The sequence below is a fragment of the Thermoactinospora rubra genome, assembly GCF_002093975.1.
GTDB classification, from domain to species: domain Bacteria; phylum Actinomycetota; class Actinomycetes; order Streptosporangiales; family Streptosporangiaceae; genus Nonomuraea; species Nonomuraea rubra_A.
In genome coordinates, this window is the sequence record NZ_MSZZ01000060.1 from 1 (window position 1) to 21,999 (window position 21,999).

At 72.7% G+C, this 21,999-nt stretch carries 14 protein-coding genes; 8 read left to right on the top strand and 6 right to left on the bottom strand.

The genetic code is table 11. From position 1 onward, the window contains the following. The first annotated feature begins 107 nt into the window (after positions 1-107). The 7 genes from BSB02_RS33585 to holA all read left to right on the top strand — a co-directional run bounded on the left by BSB02_RS33585 (position 108) and on the right by holA (position 11,071). Positions 108-800 (top strand): DUF4097 family beta strand repeat-containing protein, encoded by a 693-nt coding sequence (locus tag BSB02_RS33585; protein WP_084965021.1) that lies wholly within the window; start codon positions 108-110, stop codon positions 798-800. A 170-nt stretch (positions 801-970) separates the two neighbouring features. Then, positions 971-2,368, top strand: coding sequence for a GTPase HflX (gene hflX, locus BSB02_RS33590; RefSeq protein ID WP_240506891.1), 1,398 nt, complete (start codon positions 971-973; stop codon positions 2,366-2,368). A gap of 403 nt (positions 2,369-2,771) precedes the next feature. After that, a complete protein-coding gene (gene hutI, locus BSB02_RS33595; RefSeq protein ID WP_084965023.1) occupies positions 2,772-3,980 on the top strand; it encodes an imidazolonepropionase in 1,209 nt (402 codons plus the stop codon). Positions 3,981-4,181: 201 nt separating this feature from the next. Beyond that, entirely contained in the window at positions 4,182-5,006 is an 825-nt protein-coding gene (locus BSB02_RS33600) for a DegV family protein (protein ID WP_084965024.1), read from the top strand. Between the two features lie 112 nt (positions 5,007-5,118). Next, the gene (locus tag BSB02_RS33605; RefSeq protein WP_206185029.1) at positions 5,119-5,853 is read left to right on the top strand and encodes a ComEA family DNA-binding protein; all 735 of its coding nucleotides are present in this window, start codon (positions 5,119-5,121) and stop codon (positions 5,851-5,853) included. A gap of 784 nt (positions 5,854-6,637) precedes the next feature. Continuing rightward, a complete protein-coding gene (locus tag BSB02_RS33610; protein WP_240506893.1) occupies positions 6,638-9,547 on the top strand; it encodes a ComEC/Rec2 family competence protein in 2,910 nt (969 codons plus the stop codon). Between the two features lie 522 nt (positions 9,548-10,069). Beyond that, positions 10,070-11,071, top strand: coding sequence for a DNA polymerase III subunit delta (gene holA / locus BSB02_RS33615; RefSeq protein ID WP_240506895.1), 1,002 nt, complete (start codon positions 10,070-10,072; stop codon positions 11,069-11,071). 158 nt (positions 11,072-11,229) lie between these two features. Here the strand turns inward: holA and BSB02_RS33620 are convergent, their stop codons facing one another. The 6 genes from BSB02_RS33620 to BSB02_RS33645 form a co-directional block, all read right to left on the bottom strand. Next, on the bottom strand, positions 11,230-11,925 hold the full coding sequence (locus BSB02_RS33620) for an ABC transporter ATP-binding protein (RefSeq protein WP_084965026.1): 696 nt from the start codon (positions 11,923-11,925) through the stop codon (positions 11,230-11,232). Then, entirely contained in the window at positions 11,918-12,832 is a 915-nt protein-coding gene (locus BSB02_RS33625; protein WP_084965027.1) for an ABC transporter ATP-binding protein, read from the bottom strand. The genes BSB02_RS33620 and BSB02_RS33625 overlap by 8 nt, the downstream gene beginning before the upstream one ends. 17 nt (positions 12,833-12,849) lie before the next feature. Next, positions 12,850-15,288 (bottom strand): FtsX-like permease family protein, encoded by a 2,439-nt coding sequence (locus BSB02_RS33630; protein ID WP_084965028.1) that lies wholly within the window; start codon positions 15,286-15,288, stop codon positions 12,850-12,852. Between the two features lie 22 nt (positions 15,289-15,310). Then, positions 15,311-18,472 carry an ABC transporter permease gene (locus BSB02_RS33635; RefSeq protein WP_084965029.1) on the bottom strand — a complete coding sequence of 1,054 codons (3,162 nt, stop codon included), beginning with the start codon at positions 18,470-18,472 and terminating at the stop codon, positions 15,311-15,313. A 180-nt stretch (positions 18,473-18,652) separates the two neighbouring features. Continuing rightward, entirely contained in the window at positions 18,653-18,925 is a 273-nt protein-coding gene (rpsT, locus tag BSB02_RS33640) for a 30S ribosomal protein S20 (protein WP_084965030.1), read from the bottom strand. Positions 18,926-19,068: 143 nt separating this feature from the next. Then, positions 19,069-20,064 (bottom strand): glycoside hydrolase family 18 protein, encoded by a 996-nt coding sequence (locus BSB02_RS33645; RefSeq protein WP_084965031.1) that lies wholly within the window; start codon positions 20,062-20,064, stop codon positions 19,069-19,071. Positions 20,065-20,119: 55 nt separating this feature from the next. On the opposite strand from BSB02_RS33645, the gene lepA reads away from it, so the two are divergent. Beyond that, a complete protein-coding gene (lepA, locus tag BSB02_RS33650; RefSeq protein ID WP_143591503.1) occupies positions 20,120-21,949 on the top strand; it encodes a translation elongation factor 4 in 1,830 nt (609 codons plus the stop codon). The last annotated feature ends 50 nt before the right edge of the window (positions 21,950-21,999 follow it).

Sequence of the window (21,999 nt, forward strand, 5' to 3'; positions counted from 1 at the left end):
CGCCCAACGGCCAACGCCAGACCCCTAAAGTTCCTGACATTGGCCCTGGGGTCACGCCCGGGGAAACCCCGATGTGCGGTCCCTACCCGCAGGGAAGGATCTGAGCCATGAAGAAGCTCGTGATTGCCGGGGCGCTGGTCTCCGGCGCCCTTCTGACCGGCTGCGGCGTCGTCGACAGCATCGGCGGTCCCACCCACCAGGAGGAGAACTCCTACGACGTCCGCGACGAGGTGACCAAGATCCAGCTCAGGAGCGACGCCGGCGACGTGGTGATCACCGAGTCGGACCGCTCGGGCATCCGCGTGACCGAGACGCTGCACTGGCGCGACGACAAGCCCAAGCCCGAGCACCGCGTGGACGGCGGGGTGCTGGAGCTGTCCTACGACTGCAACAAGGTGCTCAACTCCTGCGGCGTCGACTACCGGATCGAGGTGCCCAAGGGGCTCGCGATGGACCTGGAGACCGGCGCCGGCGACATGACGCTCAGGGCCCTGTCGGGGGAGGTCGGGGTCAGGAGCGGCGCGGGCGACATCACCGCCGAGGGGCTGACCGGCAAGAGGCTGACCGCCAACTCGGGCGCGGGCAGCGTGAAGCTGGCCTACTCGGCCGTGCCGGACAACGTGAGCGTGGAGACCGGCGCCGGCGACGCCACCGTGACGCTGCCGAAGGAGTCCTACGACGTGCAGGTGACCACCGGGGTGGGCGACGACGAGATCGCCGTCCAGGACGACCCCGGCTCGCCGCGCAAGATCAAGGTCGAGACCGGCGCCGGCGACGCCCGGGTGCTCGCCCGCGGGTGAGAAACGTGCCCCACGTCGCCGCGGCGCAGGCCGGATGGGTCCACGGGGACCCCAGGCGATCACCGGGCACGTTTCTTGCCCGATAATCCGGGTGCCTTCCCGGGGCGCGACGTGTCACCATCGGGGAAGACACCGAGGTGTCCAGGCGTTCCCTACTAGAGATGACACGAATGCACGACGAAGATATCCAGATCGGCGAGATGGACCTCGAAGAGCGCTACGCGCTGCGTCGCGTCGCGGGTCTGTCCACCGAACTCCAGGACGTCACCGAGGTCGAATACCGGCAGCTGCGCCTCGAGCGGGTGGTGCTGGTCGGGGTCTGGACATCCGGTACGGCGAGCGAGGCGGAGAACTCGCTGCTGGAGCTGAAGCTCCTGGCCGAGACCGCGGGGTCCCAGGTGCTCGACGGGCTGATCCAGCGGCGGAGCAAGCCTGACCCGGCGACCTACATCGGCTCCGGCAAGGCTCAGGAGCTGCGCGACATCGTCGCGGCCAGCGGCGCCGACACCGTGATCTGCGACGGCGAGCTGACCCCCGCCCAGCTGCGCGAGCTGGAAGAGGTGGTGAAGGTCAAGGTCATCGACCGCACGGCCCTCATCCTCGACATCTTCGCCCAGCACGCCAAGAGCCGCGAGGGCAAGGCCCAGGTCGAGCTGGCGCAGCTGCAGTACCTGCTGCCGCGCCTGCGAGGCTGGGGCGGCAACCTGTCGCGTCAGGTCGGCGGCCGGGCCGCGGGCGGCGTCGGCATCGGCGGGCGCGGCCCCGGTGAGACCAAGATCGAGCTGGACCGCCGCCGCATCCGCGAGCGGATGGCCAAGCTGCGCCGCCAGATCGCCGGCATGTCCACCTCGCGCGAGACCATGCGCGTGGCGCGCCGGCGCCGGGAGGTCCCGGCCGTGGCGATCGCCGGCTACACCAACGCGGGCAAGTCCTCGCTGCTCAACCGCATCACGGGGGCGGGCGTGCTGGTGGAGGACGCGCTGTTCGCCACCCTCGACCCGACCGTGCGCCGCTCGCGCACGCCCGAGGGGCGGGTGTTCACCGTGGCCGACACGGTCGGTTTCGTGCGCCACCTGCCGCACCAGCTGGTGGAGGCGTTCCGCTCGACGCTGGAGGAGGTGGCCGACGCCGACCTTATCCTTCACGTCGTCGACGGCTCCCACCCCGACCCCGAAGGCCAGATCGCCGCGGTGCGCGAGGTCTTCAGGGACATCGAGGGCGCCCTCGACGTGCCCGAGATCATCGTGATCAACAAGGCCGACGCCGCCTCGCAGGAGGTCCTGGACCGGCTGTCGCGCCGCGAGCGCAACAGCGTCGTCGTCTCGGCCCGCACGGGCGCCGGGATCGACCGGCTGATGCGGATGATCGAGGACCAGCTGCCCAGGCTCGACCACGAGGTCGTGATGCTCGTGCCGTACGAGCGGGGCGACCTGGTGTCGCGGGCGCACAGGGAGGGCGAGGTCCTCTCGGTCGACCACACGCCGGAGGGGACCGTGCTGCACGCGCGGGTGCTCTCCAGCCTGCTCCACGAGCTGGAGAAAGTGGGCAAACCCGTCGAAATGGTATGATTCTGCTCGAAAGAGTGTGATTCTGCCACGTACATTGGCTGGCTGGGCGAAAATGGACAGCACCTTGACGGCGTGCTAAAATCTGCCCAGCTATTCCTTTACTTTGGCGCGGGTTTCGGATGTCGGCTGCTGCGAGTCATGTCACCTGCGGGGGTCCCTGGGATGATTGGGCTTTCTTCCGAATAACCCTGTACAGCGAGCCGACCCGTGAAATAACGTAACTGAACTGAAATCGCCGGATCATGAGTCCCGGCGGTCGGTTGCCGCACAATCTTGCGCGGACGAGAGCAGGAGACCCCATGTCGTCCGGACCCGGAGCGGACCCAGTGGGCGCGGTGCACACCGTGGCGCGCTGCGCCGTGCTCGCGGCCCGGACTCTGCGCACTGGCGGGGTGGTGATGCGGTGACCGTACGACTACTGACCAACATCGGCCGGCTGTGGACAGGCCATGACGTCCTCAGCAACGCGGCCATCCTGGTGCACAACGACCGCATCGCCTGGGTCGGGCGGGCAGCAGACCTGCCGCAGAGCGTGCCCGGAGTCGTCGACGACATCGTCGACGTCGACCACGTCGAGAACCTGGGCGGCGCTCTGGTCACGCCCGGCCTCATCGACGCGCACACGCACCCGGTCTACGCGGGCAACCGCTACGCCGAGATGGCGATGCGCTCCAGCGGCTCCAGCCCGGCGGCCATCGCGGCCGCGGGCGGCGGCGTCGCCTCCACCGTGACCGTCACCCGGGGCACCGACCCCTGGACCCTCTGCAACGGCGTGCGCGAGCGCCTGCGTTCCTGGCTGCTCAGCGGCACCACCACGGTCGAGGCCAAGACCGGTTACCACCTCACCCGCGACGGCGAGCTGGCCGACGTCCGGCTGCTGCGCGAGCTGGAGAAGGAGCCGATGATGCCGCGCGTGCACGTCACCTTCCTGGCCGCGCACGTGCTGCCGCCGGAGTACTTCGGCCGCCAGCGCGACTACGTCGAGGCCGTGGCCGCCTGGTGCGCCGACGCGGCCGCCGCCGGGGCCGACAGCGTCGACGTCTACTGCGACGAGGGCCACTTCACCACCGAGGAGTCGCGCTGGGTGCTGGCCTCCGGGCGCAACGTCGGCCTGCTGCCGCGCATCCACGCGGGCGTCTTCAGCCGCCGCGGCGCCGTCCAGTTGGCCGCCGAGCTCGGGTGCGCCTCGGCCGACCTGCTCCACTTCACCTCCGACGAGGACATCGCGATCATGTCGCGGTACGGCGTGCCGGCGGTGATCTGCCCGGCGACGGCGATGCAGCGGGGGAGCGTGCCGCCGGTCAAGCGCATGCTGAAGGCGGGCGTCACCGTGGCACTGGGCAGCGACCACAACCCCGGGCACTGCGGGATCACCTCGATGCCGCTGGTCATCAGCCTGGCGGTGGCGATGTTCGGGATGAGCGTGGGCGACGCCCTGCGGGCGGCGACGCTGGGCGGGGCGACCGTGCTCGGGGCGCCGGACCGGGGGATGCTGGCGCCGGGGCGGCTGGCGGACATCGTGCAGTGGGACGCCGACCACGAGGGGGCGTTCGCCTGGTCGTTCGGGTTGAAGCCGCGGCGGGTGTGGCGTGGGGGGACGCCGGTCCAGTAAGGCCTGGCGCCTTGGTTTCGTGGCTCGTGTTCGCTCGGCGTCCGGCGGGTGTCCGCGCGTGCTGCCGGCTGTGGTGTAGGGGCGGTCGTTCGTCCGCTGTCGTGCCTGCCGTACCGGACGCGCGGTGCTCTCCCTCGCCGTCGCAGCCGGGCGCGTCCCGCGAAGGACGGCATGTCGCCACTTGTAGGTTAACTTCGGGGTATGCCGCCATCCGTCGCAGTTGTCACGGACTCCACGTCGTACCTGACCCCTGAGGCCGGTGTCGCGATCGTGCCGCTGCAGGTGGTGGTGGGAGGGTTCGCGTACGACGAGCCGGATTGCCCGGCGTGGACGGCTGCGGCGACGACGTCCCGGCCTTCGCCTGAGCGCTTCGCCAGGATTTATCGCGATTTATCTGCATCCGGTCACTCCGGCGTGGTCTCCGTCCACCTCTCCGCCAGGCTGTCCGGTACGGCGGAGGCCGCCTCGCTGGCCGCCCACGACGTCGACATCCCCGTCGAGGTGGTCGACAGCGGCTCCATCGCCATGGGCCTGGGGTTCCCCGCGCTCGCCGCCGCTCGGGTCGCGGCGCTGGGCGGGTCGTTGCCCGAGGTGGCCACGGCCGCTCGCCGGTGTGCCGCCGCCACCCGCACGCTGTTCTACGTCGACACGCTGGAGTACCTGCGCAAGAGCGGGCGGATCGGCACGGCGGCCTCCCTGGTCGGCTCCGCTCTCATGATCAAGCCGCTGCTCCACATCGCCGACGGCCAGATCTCCCTGCTCGAGAAGCTGCGCACCCCCGCTCGCGCCATCGCCCGCCTGGAAGAGCTCGCGGTGAAGGAGGCGGCCTCCCTCGGCACTGCCCTGGAGGTGGCGGTCCAGCACATCGCCTCGCCCGCCCGCGCCCAGGCTCTGGCCGAACGGCTGCGCCAACGGCTCCCGGAGGCCACCCGGATCCGGATGGCCGAGCTCGGCCCCGTCGTCGGCGTCCACGTCGGGCCCGGCATGCTGGGCGTGACGGTGTCGCCCGCCCCGGAGGCCGCCTGAGCCCGTCGCGGGCTCGCCCGCTTGTCCACAGGCCCGCCGCTCCCGGCCCCGGCTGTCCCCAGAACGCCGCTCGGCACCCGAAGTGAGAGGCCCCGCCTCCTAACCTCGGCCCGTGCGCGTGAACGACCAGGACCGAGCGGTCGCCGAATCCCGGCTCCGCACGATCACCTCACCAGACGAGGGAGGCGGCAAGCTGCTGCCACCCCGGATCCCCGCGTCCTTCCAGGCGTTCCGAGCGTCACTCGCCGCCCAGGCCCCGGTGGTCGACCCGGGCGGGCGAAGCCTTCGCGTCCTGCTCACGCTCGGCCTGGCGGCCGCGGTGGTCGCCGGATTCCTGGTCTGGCGCTCGCAACCCGAGCCCGAGCCGCTGCCCCCGCCGGCGCCTGTGCTCGCCTCCGCGTCTCCCCGCGCCTCCTCCTCGCCCACGTCCGCCGCGGAGGTGTTCGTCCACGTCACCGGAAAGGTCCGCCGTCCCGGCGTCTACACGCTCGCCGCGGGGTCCCGGGTCGCCGACGCCGTCCGTGCCGCGGGCGGCGCCCGACCCGGCGCGGACACGAGTTCGGTCAACCTGGCGCGCCGGGTGGTCGACGGCGAGCAGATCGTCGTCGACGCTCCGGGCGCCGTCGGCGCCTCAGCCGCGGCCGATCCGGCGAGCACGGTCTTGAACCTCAACACGGCGACCCCCGACCAGCTGGAGCAGCTACCCGGCGTGGGAGAGGTGCTCGCGCAGCGGATCGTGGAGTATCGGGACGCGCACGGCGGCTTCCAGAGCGTGGAGCAGCTCGGGGACGTCGTCGGCATCGGTCCGAGCAGGTTCGCGGACTTGAAGGACAAGGTGCAGGTCTGATGCGCCGCCGCCGGCCTTTCCCGGATGCGTGTGCTTGCGCGCCCTGCCGACGCGCGAGCTGGGACGCCTGCCGTACCGGCCGCGGATGCGGTCCAGCCTGCCGCGCCGGGCAGCGAGCACAGGGAGCGCAGGGCCGAGCTGATGGCCGCGTCCGCAACGCGCCACGTCAGGCGGCGTGGTGCTGGGCCGTGCCCGATCACCGGGGAGGGGCCGCCCGTCCATGAGCCCTTCCGCGAACTCCAACGGTTCCGCCGCGCAGCCACCCTCCGGATCGCGCAACGCCCGCGCCCGCATGCGCCCACCTGCGGCGACTTCGGCCGAAGGCACGCGCGGGCACGCTGACGGGCGGGCCAGAACCCCGCGAGAGAGGGGTGCATCGGCAGACGCGCCCGCACCTGACGCGGTGACAGAGGTCCATCCAGCGGCAAGGGGACATCCAGCAGATGGGAGACATCCAGCGGCACAGGCGCATCGAGCGGCAGTGGCGCACGGAGCGGCAGGAACGCATTCCGTGGCGCATTCGGTGGCGGAAGCGTCGGGGCGGCGGCCGGGCCATTCGTGGATCTTGACCCTTCCGGCCCTCGCCTCCTGGATGTGCGCTCTGGTGCTCCTCGGCTGCCATCCAGCGCTCGGCGGGGCTGCGGCGGCGTCGTGCGTCACGGCGGCCTTCGCCCTACGCCGTCGCCTCGGCCCGTGGCGCAACACCGTGATCGCCGTCCTGGGCTGCACCGCCGCGACCTCCGCCGTGGTGGCTCTCCACGTCCACAGCGTCACCACCGGCATCGTGCCCGATCTCGCCGCACGTGGCGCCTTTGTGACGGCAAGGCTGGAGATCACGGACGACCCGAAGGTACGGCGAGCCCGCAGCGGGCCGGTCAGGCGTGAAAGCGTCGTGGTCGAGGCGGTGGTGACAGCCGTCCATTCGAGGACGCCCGTTCAGCCGGCCGCGGTACGGCATGCCGTCCACACGCCGGTGGTCGTCTTCGCCTCCGGGCACGACTGGCGCACCCTCCTGCCCAGCCAGCAGGTCGAGGTGACCGGACGCCTGGCCGAGGCGGACTCCGGCGAGCTCGTCGGCGCCGTGCTGATCGTCCGCGGCCCGCCTCGTGTGATCTCCGGGCCGTCGCCGATCCAGACATTGGCCGGGCACCTCCGCGCCGGTCTCCGGGATGCGGCCGACGTCCTGCCACCCGACCAGCGAGGTCTCCTGCCCGGCCTCGTGGTCGGTGACGTCTCCCGCATGGACCCGGCCGTCACGGCCGACTTCAAGGACGCCGGACTCGCGCACCTGACAGCGGTAAGCGGCGCGAATTTGGCCATCGTCGCCGGCGTCGTGCTCGCCCTCGCCAGGCTGGCGGGCCTGTCGCTGCCCGCGCGGGCGGTCCTCGCGGGCGCGGCGATGGTCGCCTTCGCCGTGGTCGCGCGCCCGTCGCCCAGCGTCCTGCGCGCCTTGGTGATGGGCCTGGTCGCGGTTGTCGCGCTCGGCACGGGCCGCGCCAGGGATGGCATCGCCGCCCTGTCGGCCGCCATCTTGATCTTGATGTGGTTCGATCCGGGACTGGCTCGCTCCTACGGCTTCGCCCTGTCGGTATGCGCTACGGCGGGCATTCTGCTCCTTGCTCCGCGCATGCGCGACCGTATGGCCGACGAGCCTTCCGGCCCGCCACGATCGCCGCTGGACCGCGTGATCGGGGTGCTTTCTTATCTTCCGGGCTTGGCGCGTGAGAAGCGGGCGGGCAGCCGCGTGGCGTCGGCCCAGGGCGGCCTGGCGACCGTGCGCCGCCCGACGCCGCGATTCCGGCAGATGGGCGCCCCCGCACCCCTTCAGAAGGTCCCGACACCCACGACAACCCCACCGTCGCATCACGTCTCGGCGCAGCCATCGCTCGCGGGGAGACCGGGCCCGGGTACACCGCCTTCGCGTGTGACAGTCCTGCGCGGCCCGCTTGGCCTCATCCGGCCAATGCGGCCCGGACCGCCAAGGCCCTCAAGGGCAGGCACGGCGGGGCGTGTGGAGGCGGATGAGGGCGCGATGGCGGCATCGGGCGGCGGTTGGGCGGGGTGGCTCAGGGGCGGGGCGTTGGGATGGTCTCTGGCCGGGAGAGCGGCATCGGGTGGGGGCGGGGCGAGGCGGCTCAGGGGTGGGTCGTTGGGGCCGTCTGGGATCTTCAGGCCGGCCGGTGAGGCCCTGGCGGGGCAGCGACCATGGGTGCCGTCATGGACGCTGTCATGGGCACCTTCACGGACGCCTTCACGGACGCCTTCACGGACGCCTTCACGGACACCTTCGTGGGCGCCGGATGGAGGAACACGGCGGCCGTGGCATGCCGGGGTGCTGGGCCGCGTACGGGTGCCTCGGTGGGCGGCTGAGGCGGTGGCCGTGCCGGCAGCAGCCCAGGCTGCGGTGACGCCTGTCCTCGTGCTCATGTCCGGTGATCTCTCGCTGATCGCCGTCCCCGCGAACCTCCTCGCGTGCCCGGCCGTCGCTCCCGCCACCATCCTCGGCTTCGCCGCCGCGCTCGTCGCCCCGGTGTGGCCGGATGCCGCGCAGTGGCTCGTCATGCCCGCCGGGTACGCCGTCGGCTGGATCGTCTCCGTCGCCCGGTGGGCGGCTCAGGCGCCCCTGACACACCTGCCGTGGCCCGGCGGGATGCTCGGCGTCGCGTTGCTCGCCGTGGCGGTCGTGGTGGCGGCACTTGTCCTGCGCCGCCCGACGTGGCGTCGCGTCGTCCTGGTGGCCTCCGGGGCGGCGCTCGCGGCGGCGGTGGTCGTGCCGCCGATCGCGGCGCCCTGGCCGCCGCCGCGATGGCTCCTGGTGGCGTGCGACGTGGGTCAGGGCGACGGCCTGGTGATCGCCGCGGGGTCGGGACGCGGGGTCGTCGTCGACACCGGCCCCGATCCGGTGGCCATGGACCGTTGCCTGCGGGATCTCGGCGTCCGCGAGGTGCCCCTTGTGGTGCTCACCCATCCGCACGCGGACCACATCGGAGGACTGCGGGGAGTGCTGCGTGGCCGGAGCGTGGGGGCTGTTGTGGTCAGCGCCGCGCACCAGACTCATCGGGCGAAGGGCGGGTGGGAGTACCGAAGCCATGGCGCACAGGACGGGCCGGTGCCGCCGGACGGACCGGGCGAGGGCCAGGCGGCTCCTTCCGGCCAGGCGAGCGCCTCGGGTCACGAGCGACCTGGTACGGCACCGCATGATGGCCGTCAGCTTCCGGAGTGGGTCGCCACACCGGGCGCGCGGTGGCGCTTCGGCCCGTCCGAGCTCACGGTTGTCGCACCCTCGCCGTCCTCGGTCGCCGCGGGGCCGGGCGAGGGGAGCGTCCTCAACAACGCCAGCATCGTGCTTCATGTCCGCTGGGCCGCCGGTTCCGCGTTGCTGGGAGGCGACATCGAGACGGAGGCGCAGACGGATCTGGTACGGCAGGGCATGCCGAAGGCGGACGTGCTGAAGGTGCCGCATCACGGGTCCGGGCGCCAGGACCCGGAGTTCTTGGCCGCCGTGGGCGCGCGTGCGGCCCTGATCAGCGTCGGGGCGGACAACGGGTATGGCCATCCCGCCGTGGACACGTTGACGGCACTTCATCGCCTGGGCGTACGGGCGCACAGGACGGACCGGTCCGGTGATCTCGCGATCGTGGAACGCGACGGGTCGCTGGCGGTGGTGTCGCGCGGTGTCCGTGAAGAGCGCTGATGGAAGCCGATGCGGATGCTTGGCCTGACAGCCAAGTGTCTGGCAACGGGTTGACGTTGTTCGTGTGGAGTCGGCTCTGGCTCGTTCTCGCGGCGTCGGCTCTGGCCCGCGGCTGGATGCCCCAAGACAGAGCAGCAAGCGTGGGGCCGGGTGAATCTCGACGTCTGAGGTCTGGAGGAGGCGTGGCAGAGCAGTCGCCTTTCGGCGAGCTGGGATGAACGTGGGGATTGGCGTAGCCGCAAAGCGTCAGGGCGCGGCCGTGTGAGGAGGTGGCCGTGTGATGGGTCATGGCCGTCCCGGAACAGCCGGGGTCACGGGTCGAGCGGAACTGGCAGAAGTCGAGACGCCGTGACCAGGACGGACGCCGGATACGGTGAGCAGGGCGGAGGCGTGGAGGCGGTGAGTATGACCGACGTGTGAAGGCGGTGAGCAGGACTGGCGCGCGGCGGTGGTGAGCGCGACAGGTGCCCGGACGCCGTGAGCATGTGGGACGGCGAGCACGCTGGAGCATCGAGTACCCGGATGTCAGTGGCGCGTGGCATGCTGCTCGGCATGGCGCAGACCCAACCGGCACCCGTCACCCTGGTCGTCGGCGAGGAGGAGTTGCTCGTCGAGCGGGCCGTGCATGCCGCCGTGGCGGCCGTGAAGGCGGCCGATCCCGATGCCGAGGTGCATGACCTGGTGGGCGGCAAGGTGGAGGTCGGGGAGCTGACGAGGCTGGCGTCGCCGTCGCTGTTCGGCGATCGGTCCGTGGTGGTGATCCGGTCGGCGCAGGACCTCGCGAAGGAAGTGATCGGCGAGGTGGTGGCCTACGCGGCGCATCCGTCGGAGGAGACGGTGCTCGTGCTGGCGCATCCGGGCGGGGTCAAGGGCAAGGCGCTGGTCGACGGGGCGAAGAAGGCCGGCGCCCACGTCGTCACGATCGCGAAGGTCACGAAGCCGGGGGAGCGGCTGGAGTTCATCCGGGGGGAGTTCAAGCGGGCGGGGCGCAGCATCTCCGCCGACGCCGCCCAGGCCTTGCTCGACGCGGTGGGAAGCGATCTGCGGAGCCTGGCCGCCGCGTGCAGCCAGCTCATGTTCGACACCCAGGAGAAGGCGATCGGGCTGGCGGCGGTCGAGCGCTACTACCGCGGCCGGGCTGAGGTGACCGGGTTCACGGTCGCCGACTCGGCCGTCGAAGGGCGGCTGGGGGAGGCGCTGGAGCAGGTCAGATGGGCCCTGGGCAGCGGGGTGGCGCCGGTCCTGCTGGTGAGCGCGCTGGCGGGCGGGCTCCGCTCGCTGGCCAAGGTGCAGGGCGCGCCGCGCAACCTGCGCGGGGGCCAGCTGGCGGCCCAGCTCGGGATGCCGCCGTGGAAGGTCGACCGGGTGCGCAGGCAGCTCAACGGCTGGGGGCCGGAAGGGCTGTCGAGGGCGATCCAGGCGGTGGCGCACGCCGACGAGCAGGTGAAGGGCGGGGGCGCCGACGCGGGCTACGCGCTGGAGCATGCGATCCAGGTCATCGTCGCCAGCCGCACCGGACGCTGACGACAGCGGGTCCCGACACGCCGCCAGTGCCGTCCAGGACGCTGACGGATGGCAGGATCCGACGGGTGCCAGTGCCGTATGGGCGGGCGGGTGGCAGGGTCCCGTCACATGTCAGTGCCGCACGGGATGTCGAGGGACAGCAGGGTCCGGCGCCGGGCTCAGGGCGCTGCCGGGGCGGTCTCGCGCACCATCCCGTCCGCGATCTCCAGCACCCTGTCCGCCAAGGTGATCAGTCCCGGGTCGTGCGTCGCCACCAGAGCCGTCACCCCCTCGCTGCGCACCAGAGCCCGCAGCAGCTGCATGATCTGCCGCCCCGTCTGCGAGTCCAGCTGCGCCGTCGGCTCGTCCGCGATCAGCAGCCGCGGCCGGTTCGCCAGCGCCCGCGCGATCGCCACCCGCTGCCGCTGCCCGCCCGACAGCTCGTACGGCCGCTGGTTGGCGTGCTGCTCCAGCCCCACCAGGGCCAGCAGCATGCGGATCCGCTTCTCGCGTTCCTCCACCGGCATCCGCACCAGCCGCATCGGCACCCCGACGTTCTCGGCCGCCGACAGGACCGGGATGAGGCCGAAGGTCTGGAACACGAAGCCGATGACGTCGCGCCGCAGGGCCAGCAGCTCGTCCTCGCCCATGGCCGTGACCTCGTGCCCCGCGACGACGACCCGTCCGGTGTCGGGCCGGTCCAGGCCGCCGATCTGGTTCAGCAGCGTGGTCTTCCCCGATCCCGAGCGGCCGCGGATGGCCACCAGCTCCCCGGGATGGGCCTGGAACGACACCCCGCGCAGCGCGACGACCTCCCGGGGCCCGCTCCGGTAGACCTTGCGCACGTTCTCGACGACGACGAGCGGCTCACTCATCGGTTTCCTCCGGTCCCTGGGCGGCGGGCCACACGCCGATGTGGTCGGGTTCGAGCTCCAGCCGGACGCGGCGTTCCATGTTCAGGGCGTTGATGAAGTCGCGCGGCAGCTGGAGCCGGCCGACGCGGTCGAGCACCGCGTACTCCTCCGCCCGCCCGCCGTCGCGCCGCAGCGTCTCGCTGGAGGTGCGCCCGTCGCGGATGCCGACCGTGCGGTCCACCTGCTCGGAGACGAGGGGGTCGTGCGTGACGACGACCACGGTCACCCCGAGCTCCCGGTTGGCCCTGCGCAGCGCCTCGAACACCGTCGCGGCGCTCTCGCTGTCCAGCTCGCCGGTGGGCTCGTCGGCCAGGACGATCTGGGGCGAGTTGGCCAGCGCGACGGCGATGGCGACGCGCTGCTGCTCGCCGCCCGACAGCTGGCCGGGCTTGTTGTCCGCGCAGTGCCCCACGCCCAGCAGGTCCAGCAGCTCCAGCGCGCGTGCGGAACGCCGCCGGCCCGCCAGCCGTACGGGAAGCTCGGCGTTCTCGCGGGCGGTCAGGTAGGGCAGCAGGTTGCGCGAGGTCTGCTGCCAGATGAAGCCGACGATCTCGCGCCGGTAGCGGAGCCGGTCGCGGGCGGTCATGGCCAGCAGGTCCATGCCCGCGACCCTGGCCAGGCCCGCGGTGGGCACGTCCAGCCCGGACAGGATGTTGAGCAGGGTCGACTTGCCCGACCCCGACGCGCCGACGACGGCCACCAGCTCGCCCTTGTCCACGAGGAGGTCCAGGCCCTGCAGGGCGACGACCTCGACGCCTTCGGTCTTGTAGATGCGCACCAGGTTGTCGCACACGATGTGCGCGTCGTGGCCGAAGGCGACCCGTTCCCGCGACGCCTGCGCCTCCAGCTCGGCGAGCGTGGGGTCCATCCGGTCTCCCTTCCAGGTCAGGCGGCGTATGCCGACAGGTCCAGGGCCGAGCCGATCAGGTACGGCAGGGCCAGCCCGGCCAGGAGTCCCGCGCCCGCCGCCAGGGCGAGGACGGGCGCGAGCTCCAGCCAGGTCAGCCGTCGCGCCTGCCGCGCCGACAGGCCGATGGCGCGCAGCATCGACAGGGCGCCGCCCCGCTCCGAGCCGGTGACGGCCACGGTGAGCACCACCGCGGCCAGCGCGTAGAGCGCGAAGGCGGCCACGGCCGTCCAGAACATGCTCTGGACCAGCCGCGTCAGCGGCGTGGAGCGCATCCCGGCCAGGACCTCCTCCCGCACGTCCACCCTCGCGTCCTGCCCCAGCGCCTCGGCCAGCCGGCGGCGGTCCAGGTCGTGCCCGCCGACGTAGACGACGTTCACCTGCCGCGCGCCGCCCAGCCGTTCGACGGCGTCCTCTGGCACGACCACCGAGCCGCCGGGCAGCCCCGGGAACGTCTCCAGCCTGCCTCGCGGCGCGAGCTTCATGTGCCGGTGCCAGAACACCTCCACCTCGCCGGTCTCCATCAGCAGCGGCGGCACCAGCGCCGGGATGGGCTGCCCGCCCGTGTCCGGCGGCGGGGGCGGCATCCGCAGCGGCGAGTCCTCGATCAGCTCGCGGTAGGCGGCCAGGTCCAGCGCGAGCATCGTGTAGGTCTGGCTGTGGGGGAACCGCGCGGTCCCGGACTGGACGGCGACCACGCGCTCCACGCCGGGCACGCGCCGCAGCCGCTCGATCGCCTCGGGCGGGAACTGCGTGGCGGTCCACAGCCGGGCATCGGCGCCCACCCGCTCCCAGGCCGCCCGGTCCTGGGCCTGCGCCAGGTTCGCGGCCACCCCGCCGCCGAACACCGACACGGCGAGCGCGGGCAGCAGCACCAGGACCGGCAGCGCCGACAGGGCCGTGCCGCGGGCGGCCATGGTCAGGCCCAGGAAGGGTACGGCGGAGCGCCGCCGCGCGGCCAGCCGTACCAGGAGCAGCAGCGGATAGGGATAGCAGCGCACGACGAGGACCCCGCCCGCCAGCGTCAGCCCGAGCGGCGCGAGCAGCAGGAGCGGGTCGCCGGCCAGCCCGCGCGAGCGGAGCAGGGCCACCGAACCCGCGCCCAGCACGACGATCGTGGCCTCGACCGCGAGGCGCAGCGGGGAGGACCTGCCGGTCACCAGGTCGGCGCGGCGTTCGAGCAGGGGCCTGCGGTGCCTGACGGCCAGCGCGGCGGCCGCGCCCAGGACCGTGACCAGGGCGATCGCGGCAGGTCCGGCCTGGGACAGCGGTACGGCGGGGCCGGGGACGGCGAGCGCCGCGAGGTGCCCGGCGGCAGCGGCGGGCAGCGCCGCGAGCGCGACGACGCCGGCGCCGGTGCCGGCGACCTGCCGCAGCGAGCCGCCGCGCGCCCGGATCAGCGCGAGGGCCCGCTCGGTGCGGCCTGCGAGCAGCTGGACGGCCAGCGCGATGGCCCCGACGGCGACGACGAGCAGGCCGCCGATCACCAGGTAGGCGACGGAGGAGGCGGCCGACCGCTCCTGAAGGAAGCCCTCCACGAGGGTGGACAGCGCGCTGTCCAGCACGAACGTGGTCCAGGGTGACTGGCTGAGCCCGCCCATGCGGCCCTTGACCTCCTCCAGTCCCTGCAGCAGCGCGGGAGCCGCGGCGGAGCGCGCCTTGGCCGGATCGACGCCGAACACCCACACGCAGGTGAGGGGGTCGGGCATGGTGCGCAGCCGCTCCAGCGCCTGGGCGGGGAGGACGGCGTTGACGTGGTGCTCGAGGTAGTCCAGCCCGGGCTTTTGCAGGTGGTTCAGCTCGCGGGTCAGCGCGTTGTGCTGCCAGTAGCGGTCGGCGGGGTCGACCGGCTCGAACAGGCCGGTGATCTCGACGGCGAACCGGTCGGTCCCGCCCAGCTGGAGGACCGAGCCCACGCCGATCTTCAGCTCGGCGGCGGCCGACCGGACCAGGCCTGCCTGGAAGCGGCCGTCCCCGCCGGGCGGGCCCGGCGGGGCGCCCTCCACCCAGCGGACGCGGCGGTCCAGGTCCGACAGCCAGACGAGGCCGACGAAGGTGTCGGAGACCGGCGTGCCCTTGTGGACGGGGAGCGTGGCGCGCTCGACGCGGATGTGGCTGGTGCCCGCCGTGGTGGTGAACCGGGCGACGGACGGGGGGATGACGGACCGCAGCCGGGCGCCCGTCTCGGCGAAGCCCTGCGCGCCCTGCGGCATGCCCTGACCGGCGACCACGTCCAGCCGGACGCTCAGGTCGGACTGCCGGGCCGTGGCGTCGGTGACGCGGCGGGCCAGCGCCGAGTCGAAGGCGCCCTCGGCGGCCTTGGGCAGGGCGGCCGGCAGCAGGCTCGCGCCCAGCACCAGCAGGGCCAGGACGGCGAGCGCGCCGCGGTGCTCGCGGGCCAGGCGCAGCGTGGTCATCGTCCCTCCTCCAGGTCCGGGCTCATCGCTCGTCCCCGATGCGCAGCAGCCGGCCGAGCCCCTGGCGGCGCAGCGTGCGCGCCAGCGCGGCCAGCACGGCGGCCAGCAGGACGGTGACCGCGGCCAGCATCCCGAGCGTCGCGCCCCACGGGATGTCCAGCAGCACGCCGGGCGTCACGGTGGTGGCCTGGCCGGTCAGGACGATGCGCGGCACGACCTGGACGGCGATGCCGGCGGCCAGGGCGGTGCCCACGGCCAGCGACAGCCCGATGACGAACGCCTGCTCCACCGCCAGCAGCCCCGACAGCTGGCGGAAGCTCACCCCGAGCGCCCGCAGGATGCCGAAGTCCGTCATGCGTTCGCGGGCGGCGACCGCGGCGTTGACCACGAAGCCGAGCACCGCGAACAGCAGGGCCGCCAGGAAGCCCAGCACCAGCGCCCCCTGCAGGCCGCCGGCGAGCGGGTCGTCGCGCAGGCGGGCCGTGACCTGCCCCAGCTCCACGGCCGTGGCCTCCCACGCGGGGTGCCGCCGCAGCTGCTCCAGGGCGGCGCCGGCGTCGCCGCCGGCCACGCGCGCCCACCACTCGGTGACCGGCCTGGGCTCGCGCCCGGTGAGCTGCTGCCTGGCCTGCAGGGACGGCAGGTCCAGCAGCAGGGCGGGCTGCCCGGGACGGGTGGTGGGCAGCGCCTCCACGATCCCGGCCACGGTGACCTGGACCGGCCAGCCGTCGAGCACGAGGTTCCTGGTCTCGGCGGGCCGCAGGTTCAGCGCCTGGGCCAGGTCCCGGTTGACCACCGCGGGCAGGGGCGCGGCGGCCTGCTCGCCCACCAGCACGACGAGCGGCTGGGGGCGGTCCATCCGGGTGGCCGCGCCGAGGGCGAGGGAGAAGCCGCCGGGCCGTACGGTCAGATCGGCCGCCGGCAGGGGCGGCCGGCCCTGGAACAGGCGCGTCCACCTGGCGCCGGGCAGCCCGTGCACCTCCACCGTGGCGGGCCCCTGCCAGGGCGTCATGGGGACGTCGAAGGTGAGCCCGCGCAGCGCGATCGGCTCCGCCAGCCGCCCGCTCTTGCCGGTGAGCTTCGAGGCGTCGACGCTGACGGGGTTGTCGCCGCGCTTGAGCGTCCCCAGCGGCACGTCGCGCCAGACGCCCATGCCGTCGACCAGCACCGCCCTGGCCTCCAGCCCCTGGAACGCCGGTTCGGCCGTCACGCGGACGCCGAAGTCCAGCCGCCCGCCGGAGGCCGGGAGCGCAGGCAGGGCGGGACGGCCCGCCCGCAGGCGTTGGGCCAGCGTCGAGACGCCGTCCCGCGACAGGTCGGGCCGCAGCGTCATGAGGCTGCCGAGCTGGCCGGCGTCCATCGCGAGCGCCGTGCTGACCTTGCCGCCCACGTCCATGCCGCCGCGGTGGACCGGGCCGAAGGAGGTGACCCCGGGCAGGGCGCGGAAGGTGGCGCCGCGGCCCAGCGCGCCCAGCTCGGGGCTGTCGGGCGGGTCGGCGATGCGCAGGTCGGTCCCGGCCTCGTGACGCGCCTGGTCCAGCTGGGAGGTGCGCCACGTGGCGGCGGTGGCCATGCTGATCACGCCGATCGCCACGGCCATGGTGAGCAGCAGCGCCGGGCCGGCGTAGCGGAGCGGGCGCCTGCTCACCTGCCAGGCGCCCAGCGCGGGAGCCAGGCCGGAACGCCTGGCCGCCATCCCGGCGATGAGCCGCGCGACCCGGGGGACCAGACGCAGCCCCAGCAGGCCGCCCGTGAGCAGGGCCAGGGCCGGTCCGCTGACGATGAGCGGATCGATGCCCAGCTCGCCGCCGGCGCTCGCGGTGACCGGCCCGCCGTAGCGGGCCAGCTGCCACAGCGCCAGCGCCGCCACGCCGAGCAGGAGCACGTCCGCGCCCGCCCGCTCGATGAGCCCCTTGCCGGCGCGTGCCGTCTGGACCTCGACATAGGTACGGCGCGCGCCGGCGAGCGCGGGCAGCGCCAGCAGCACCGCGCAGGCGAGCGCGACGCCGCCCGACAGCAGGAACGTGCCGGGTCCGGGGGCCGGGGCCAGCCGCAGGCCGGTGGAGCCGATCCACGGCAGCAGGTTGACCAGCCGCAGCAGCGGCGGGGCGAGGAACGGCGCGGCCGCCGCGGCCGGCAGCGCCACCAGCAGGGCCTCGGTCCCGGCCAGGAGGGCCAGGCGGCCGTTGCCCGCGCCCCGGGCGCGCAGGAGCGCGACCTCCATGCGGCGGTGGTCGGCCAGCAGCCGCGCGGTGAGCACGAGGGCGTAGGCGGACAGGAGCAACAGCTGTAAGACGGGGATGAGCATGGTGGAGCGGGCCACCAGCGCGGCGGTCGCGAGCTGCGTCAGCGCCTCGGGCAGCCGGCTGGACACGCCGCAGCCGTAGCATCCCGCCTGGTCCAGGTGCTGCTTGAGCCCGGCGGCGCCGGCCGCGACCGCGCCCGCCCGGTCGAGGGAAACGACGCCCAGGTCGGGCACCAGCATCCACGTGGCGCTGACCTGGTCGGCGAAGTGCCGGACGAACGTCTCGCGCGGCACCATCAGCGGGCCGAACGTCGTGTAGCCGCCGCGCTCCACGCCGCGTACGAGCAGCTGGTGGCGCTGCCACAGGTCGGAGAAGGGGTCCTCCAGCTGGAAGACGCCCGTGATGCGGACCTTGACCGGCTCGTGGGTGATGCGGCTCTCGGTGGTGATCTCCTTGCCGGGCTGCAGGCCGAGCGCGGTCGCGACCGGCTGGGAGACGGCGGCCTCGGGCGTGGCCCCCGGCGCGGGCCAGGAACCGGCGACGAGCCGGGCGTGCTCGGCGAGCCGGTCGTGGGTGCCGAACACCAGCAGATCGGGATGGTCGCGGCCCTCCTGGCCGGGGACGACGTAGGAGCCCGACTGGGCGCTCATGGTGATCGTCAGCGGGACACCGGGATAGGCCCGGCGGGCGGTGTCCTGGATGAGGCGGTCCACCTGGGCGACGTCGTCACGGCCGGCCGACCCGGTGATGGTCGTCGAACGGGTGGCGACCGGCATCGTCGCCAGCGCGCGGCGGGCTCCGGCGTCGACGACCGAGGAGGCGTACATCGCCAGCGCCACCAGCGTCGTGGTCGCCAGCAGAATGGACAGCAGTGCGGCGGCGAGCAGCAACGGCTCGCTCCGCGCCCTTGCCATCACCAGCCCCCGCATGCCGACCATGCTCGGTGCTCCCGGACGGGACGGGCAAGATCGGAAGGGCAACGGTGACGCAAGCGTGACACTTTCCGCCCTTTTGGGGGGCGAAAGTGACAGATCTTTTCACGGAGATCACGGCAAGGACACGGGCATGCGAAAACGCCGCACCCCGTCCCAGGGTGCGGCGCTCGGCGGCGCGAGAGCCTACTTGGCGGCGGCCAGGGCGGCGGCGCGCTTGGCGATCGCCGACTTGCGGTTGGCGGCCTGGTTCTTGTGGATGACGCCCTTGCTGACGGCCTTGTCCAGCTGGCGGGCGGCGGCCCGCTGCAGCGCCACGGCCGCCTCGACGTCACCGCGCTCGGCGGCCTCGCGGAACTTGCGGACCGCCGTCTTCAGCGAAGACTTGACGGCCTTGTTGCGCAGACGACGCTTTTCGTTCTGCTTGTTGCGCTTGATCTGGGACTTGATGTTCGCCACGAAGAAGCCTCGGTGAAGGTCATTGGGTGGATGGGACGCGCGGGGCTCGGAGAGAGGGCGCGCCACACGCAGTTGTTCAGGTTACCAACAAGCCAGGTCGCCACTCAAATCAACGAGCTGTGCCGCAGCATTCTAAAGGGTGGTCAGCCGGGCTGGAGCCATGCGTCGCGGTACTCGCGCCAGTCCTGCTCGGTCGCCGCGAAGTCGACATACAGCGCCAGCCCGAACAGCTCGCGCGAGCCGTACTCCGTCAGGGCCAGGCGCGCGGCCCGCGCGGCGGTCGCCACGCTCTCGGCGGCGTCCAGCCCCGGCACGCCGTGGTCGTGGTAGGCGGGCGCGCCGATCAGCAGGAGCCTGTCGCGCGGCACGAGCGGCATCGCCAGCTCCGCCTGCCGGACGACGTGGCCGCCGTAGAGGTCGGCGAGGGGCAGGAAGGCGTCGTAGGTCATGATCGCGACCTGGTCGGACCGGGCGGCGACGGCCTTGAAGTAGTCCTGCGACCAGTACTTGTCGTGGCCGAGCACCGCCCTGGCCGCCGGGCGCATGAGGGGGTACGGCTCGATCTGCGGGGTCGAGACCGACAGCAGCTTCGTGAGCGGCCGGGTGCGGTCGAGCAGCTCCAGGAACTCCGCGTCGCCGTCGCCGATCGGCTCGAAGTTGTAGTGCACGCCGTCGAAGCCCTGCGCGAGGATCTGCCGGACCCCGGCCAGGACGCGCTCGCGCGCCCGCGCGTCGTCGAGGTCGAGGGTGCCGTCCACCGCCTGGCCCAGCCAGGCCGAGACGCGGACGCCGGGGAGGTGCTTGCGCACCCAGCTCACGAAATTTCGGGCGCTGGGGTATTTATCGGGCCTGAGGCTCCCGTCCCGCTCGAAGGGCCCGGAATGGACGTATAAATCCTCGATCCCGGTACGGCGGAGCCGTACGGCCAGCTCCTCGACGTCCTGCTCGGTGCGGCGGCCGTCGACCCACATGTGGCCCAGCCACAGGGCGTCGTGCCCGGTGCTCTTCGCCCAGCCCGCCGGCTCGCCGGTAAACTTGAGCCGGTGCGCGGCGGCCAGCAGGCCGGCCGACAGCACCACGAGCGCGGCGGCGAGCGCGACCAGGCGCAGGCCGCGGCGGAGGGCGGTCCGGGTCGTCACCCGGACATGCCACCATGGAAGACGCTTGAGCTCAACTCTGTCGAAACGGACTTCGGTGCGCATCCAGCCTGGCCAGACTGACCCCGCGTTGATTCGCAACTTCTGCATCATCGCGCACATCGACCATGGCAAGTCCACCCTTGCCGACCGCATGCTCCAGATCACCGGCGTGGTCGACGAGCGTTCCATGCGCGCGCAGTACCTCGACAGGATGGACATCGAGCGGGAGCGCGGCATCACCATCAAGTCGCAGGCCGTGCGCCTGCCGTGGAAGGGTCATGTCCTCAACATGATCGACACGCCCGGCCACGTCGACTTCACCTACGAGGTCTCCCGGTCGCTGCAGGCGTGCGAGGGCGCGATCCTCCTGGTCGACGCCGCCCAGGGCATCGAGGCGCAGACGCTGGCCAACCTCTACCTGGCCATGAACGCCGACCTGCACATCATCCCGGTGCTCAACAAGATCGACCTGCCCGCCGCGCAGCCGGAGAAGTTCGCCGAGGAGCTGGCCGGGCTGATCGGCGTCGACCCCTCCGAGGTGCTGCGGGTGTCGGGCAAGACCGGCGAGGGCGTGCGCGAGCTGCTCGACCACGTGGTGGAGACGGTCCCGGCGCCGGTGGGCGACGCCGACGCGGCCGCCCGGGCGCTGATCTTCGACTCGGTCTACGACACCTACCGCGGCGTCGTCACCTATGTCCGCGTGATGGACGGGCACCTGGGCAAGCGTGAGCGCATCCTCATGATGTCGACGCAGGCCACCCACGAGACGCTGGAGATCGGCGTCATCTCGCCCGAGCCGCGGCCCTCCGACCTCGGGCTGGGCGTGGGCGAGGTCGGCTACCTCATCACCGGCGTGAAGGACGTCCGTCAGTCGAGGGTCGGCGACACCGTCACCTCCGCGGCGCGCCCGGCCTCCGAGATGCTGGCCGGCTACGAGCACCCCAAGCCGATGGTGTTCTCCGGCCTGTATCCGATCGACGGCGACGAGTACCCCGAGCTGCGCGAGGCGCTCGACAAGCTGCAGCTCAACGACGCGGCCCTGATCTACGAGCCGGAGACCTCGGCGGCGCTCGGCTTCGGCTTCCGCGTCGGCTTCCTCGGCCTGCTGCACATGGAGATCGTCCGGGAACGGCTGGAGCGCGAGTTCGGGCTGTCGCTGATCTCCACGGCGCCCAACGTCGTCTACCGGGTGATCATGGAGGACGGCAAGGAGTTCACGGTCACCAACCCGTCGGAGTTCCCCACGGGCGGGAAGATCGCCCAGGTCTTCGAGCCGGTCACCAAGTCCACGATCCTGGCCCCGGCCGAGTTCATCGGCGCGATCATGGAGATCTGCCAGGGCCGCCGCGGCCAGCTGCAGGGCATGGACTACCTGTCGGAGGACCGCGTCGAGATCCGCTACACCCTGCCGCTCGGCGAGATCATCTTCGACTTCTTCGACCAGCTCAAGTCGCGCACGCGCGGCTACGCCTCGCTCGACTACGAGCCCGCGGGCGAGCAGGAGGCCGACCTGGTCAAGGTCGACATCCTGCTGCAGGGCGAGCCGGTCGACGCCTTCAGCGCCATCGTGCACAAGGACAAGGCGTACTCCTACGGCGTCGAGATGGCCAAGAAGCTCAAGGACCTCATCCCGCGGCAGCAGTTCGAGGTGCCGATCCAGGCGGCCATCGGCTCGCGCGTCATCGCGCGCGAGAACATCCGCGCCATCCGCAAGGACGTGCTGGCCAAGTGCTACGGCGGTGACATCACCCGCAAGCGCAAGCTGCTGGAGAAGCAGAAGGAAGGCAAGAAGCGGATGAAGATGGTCGGCCGGGTCGAGGTGCCGCAGGAGGCGTTCGTGGCCGCCCTGTCGACGGAGTCGAGCACGGACAAGGCCAAGAAGTAGGCCGGGTCGCGCCCGGGCGTCCGGACGCCCGGACGCCCGGGCGCGGGCTG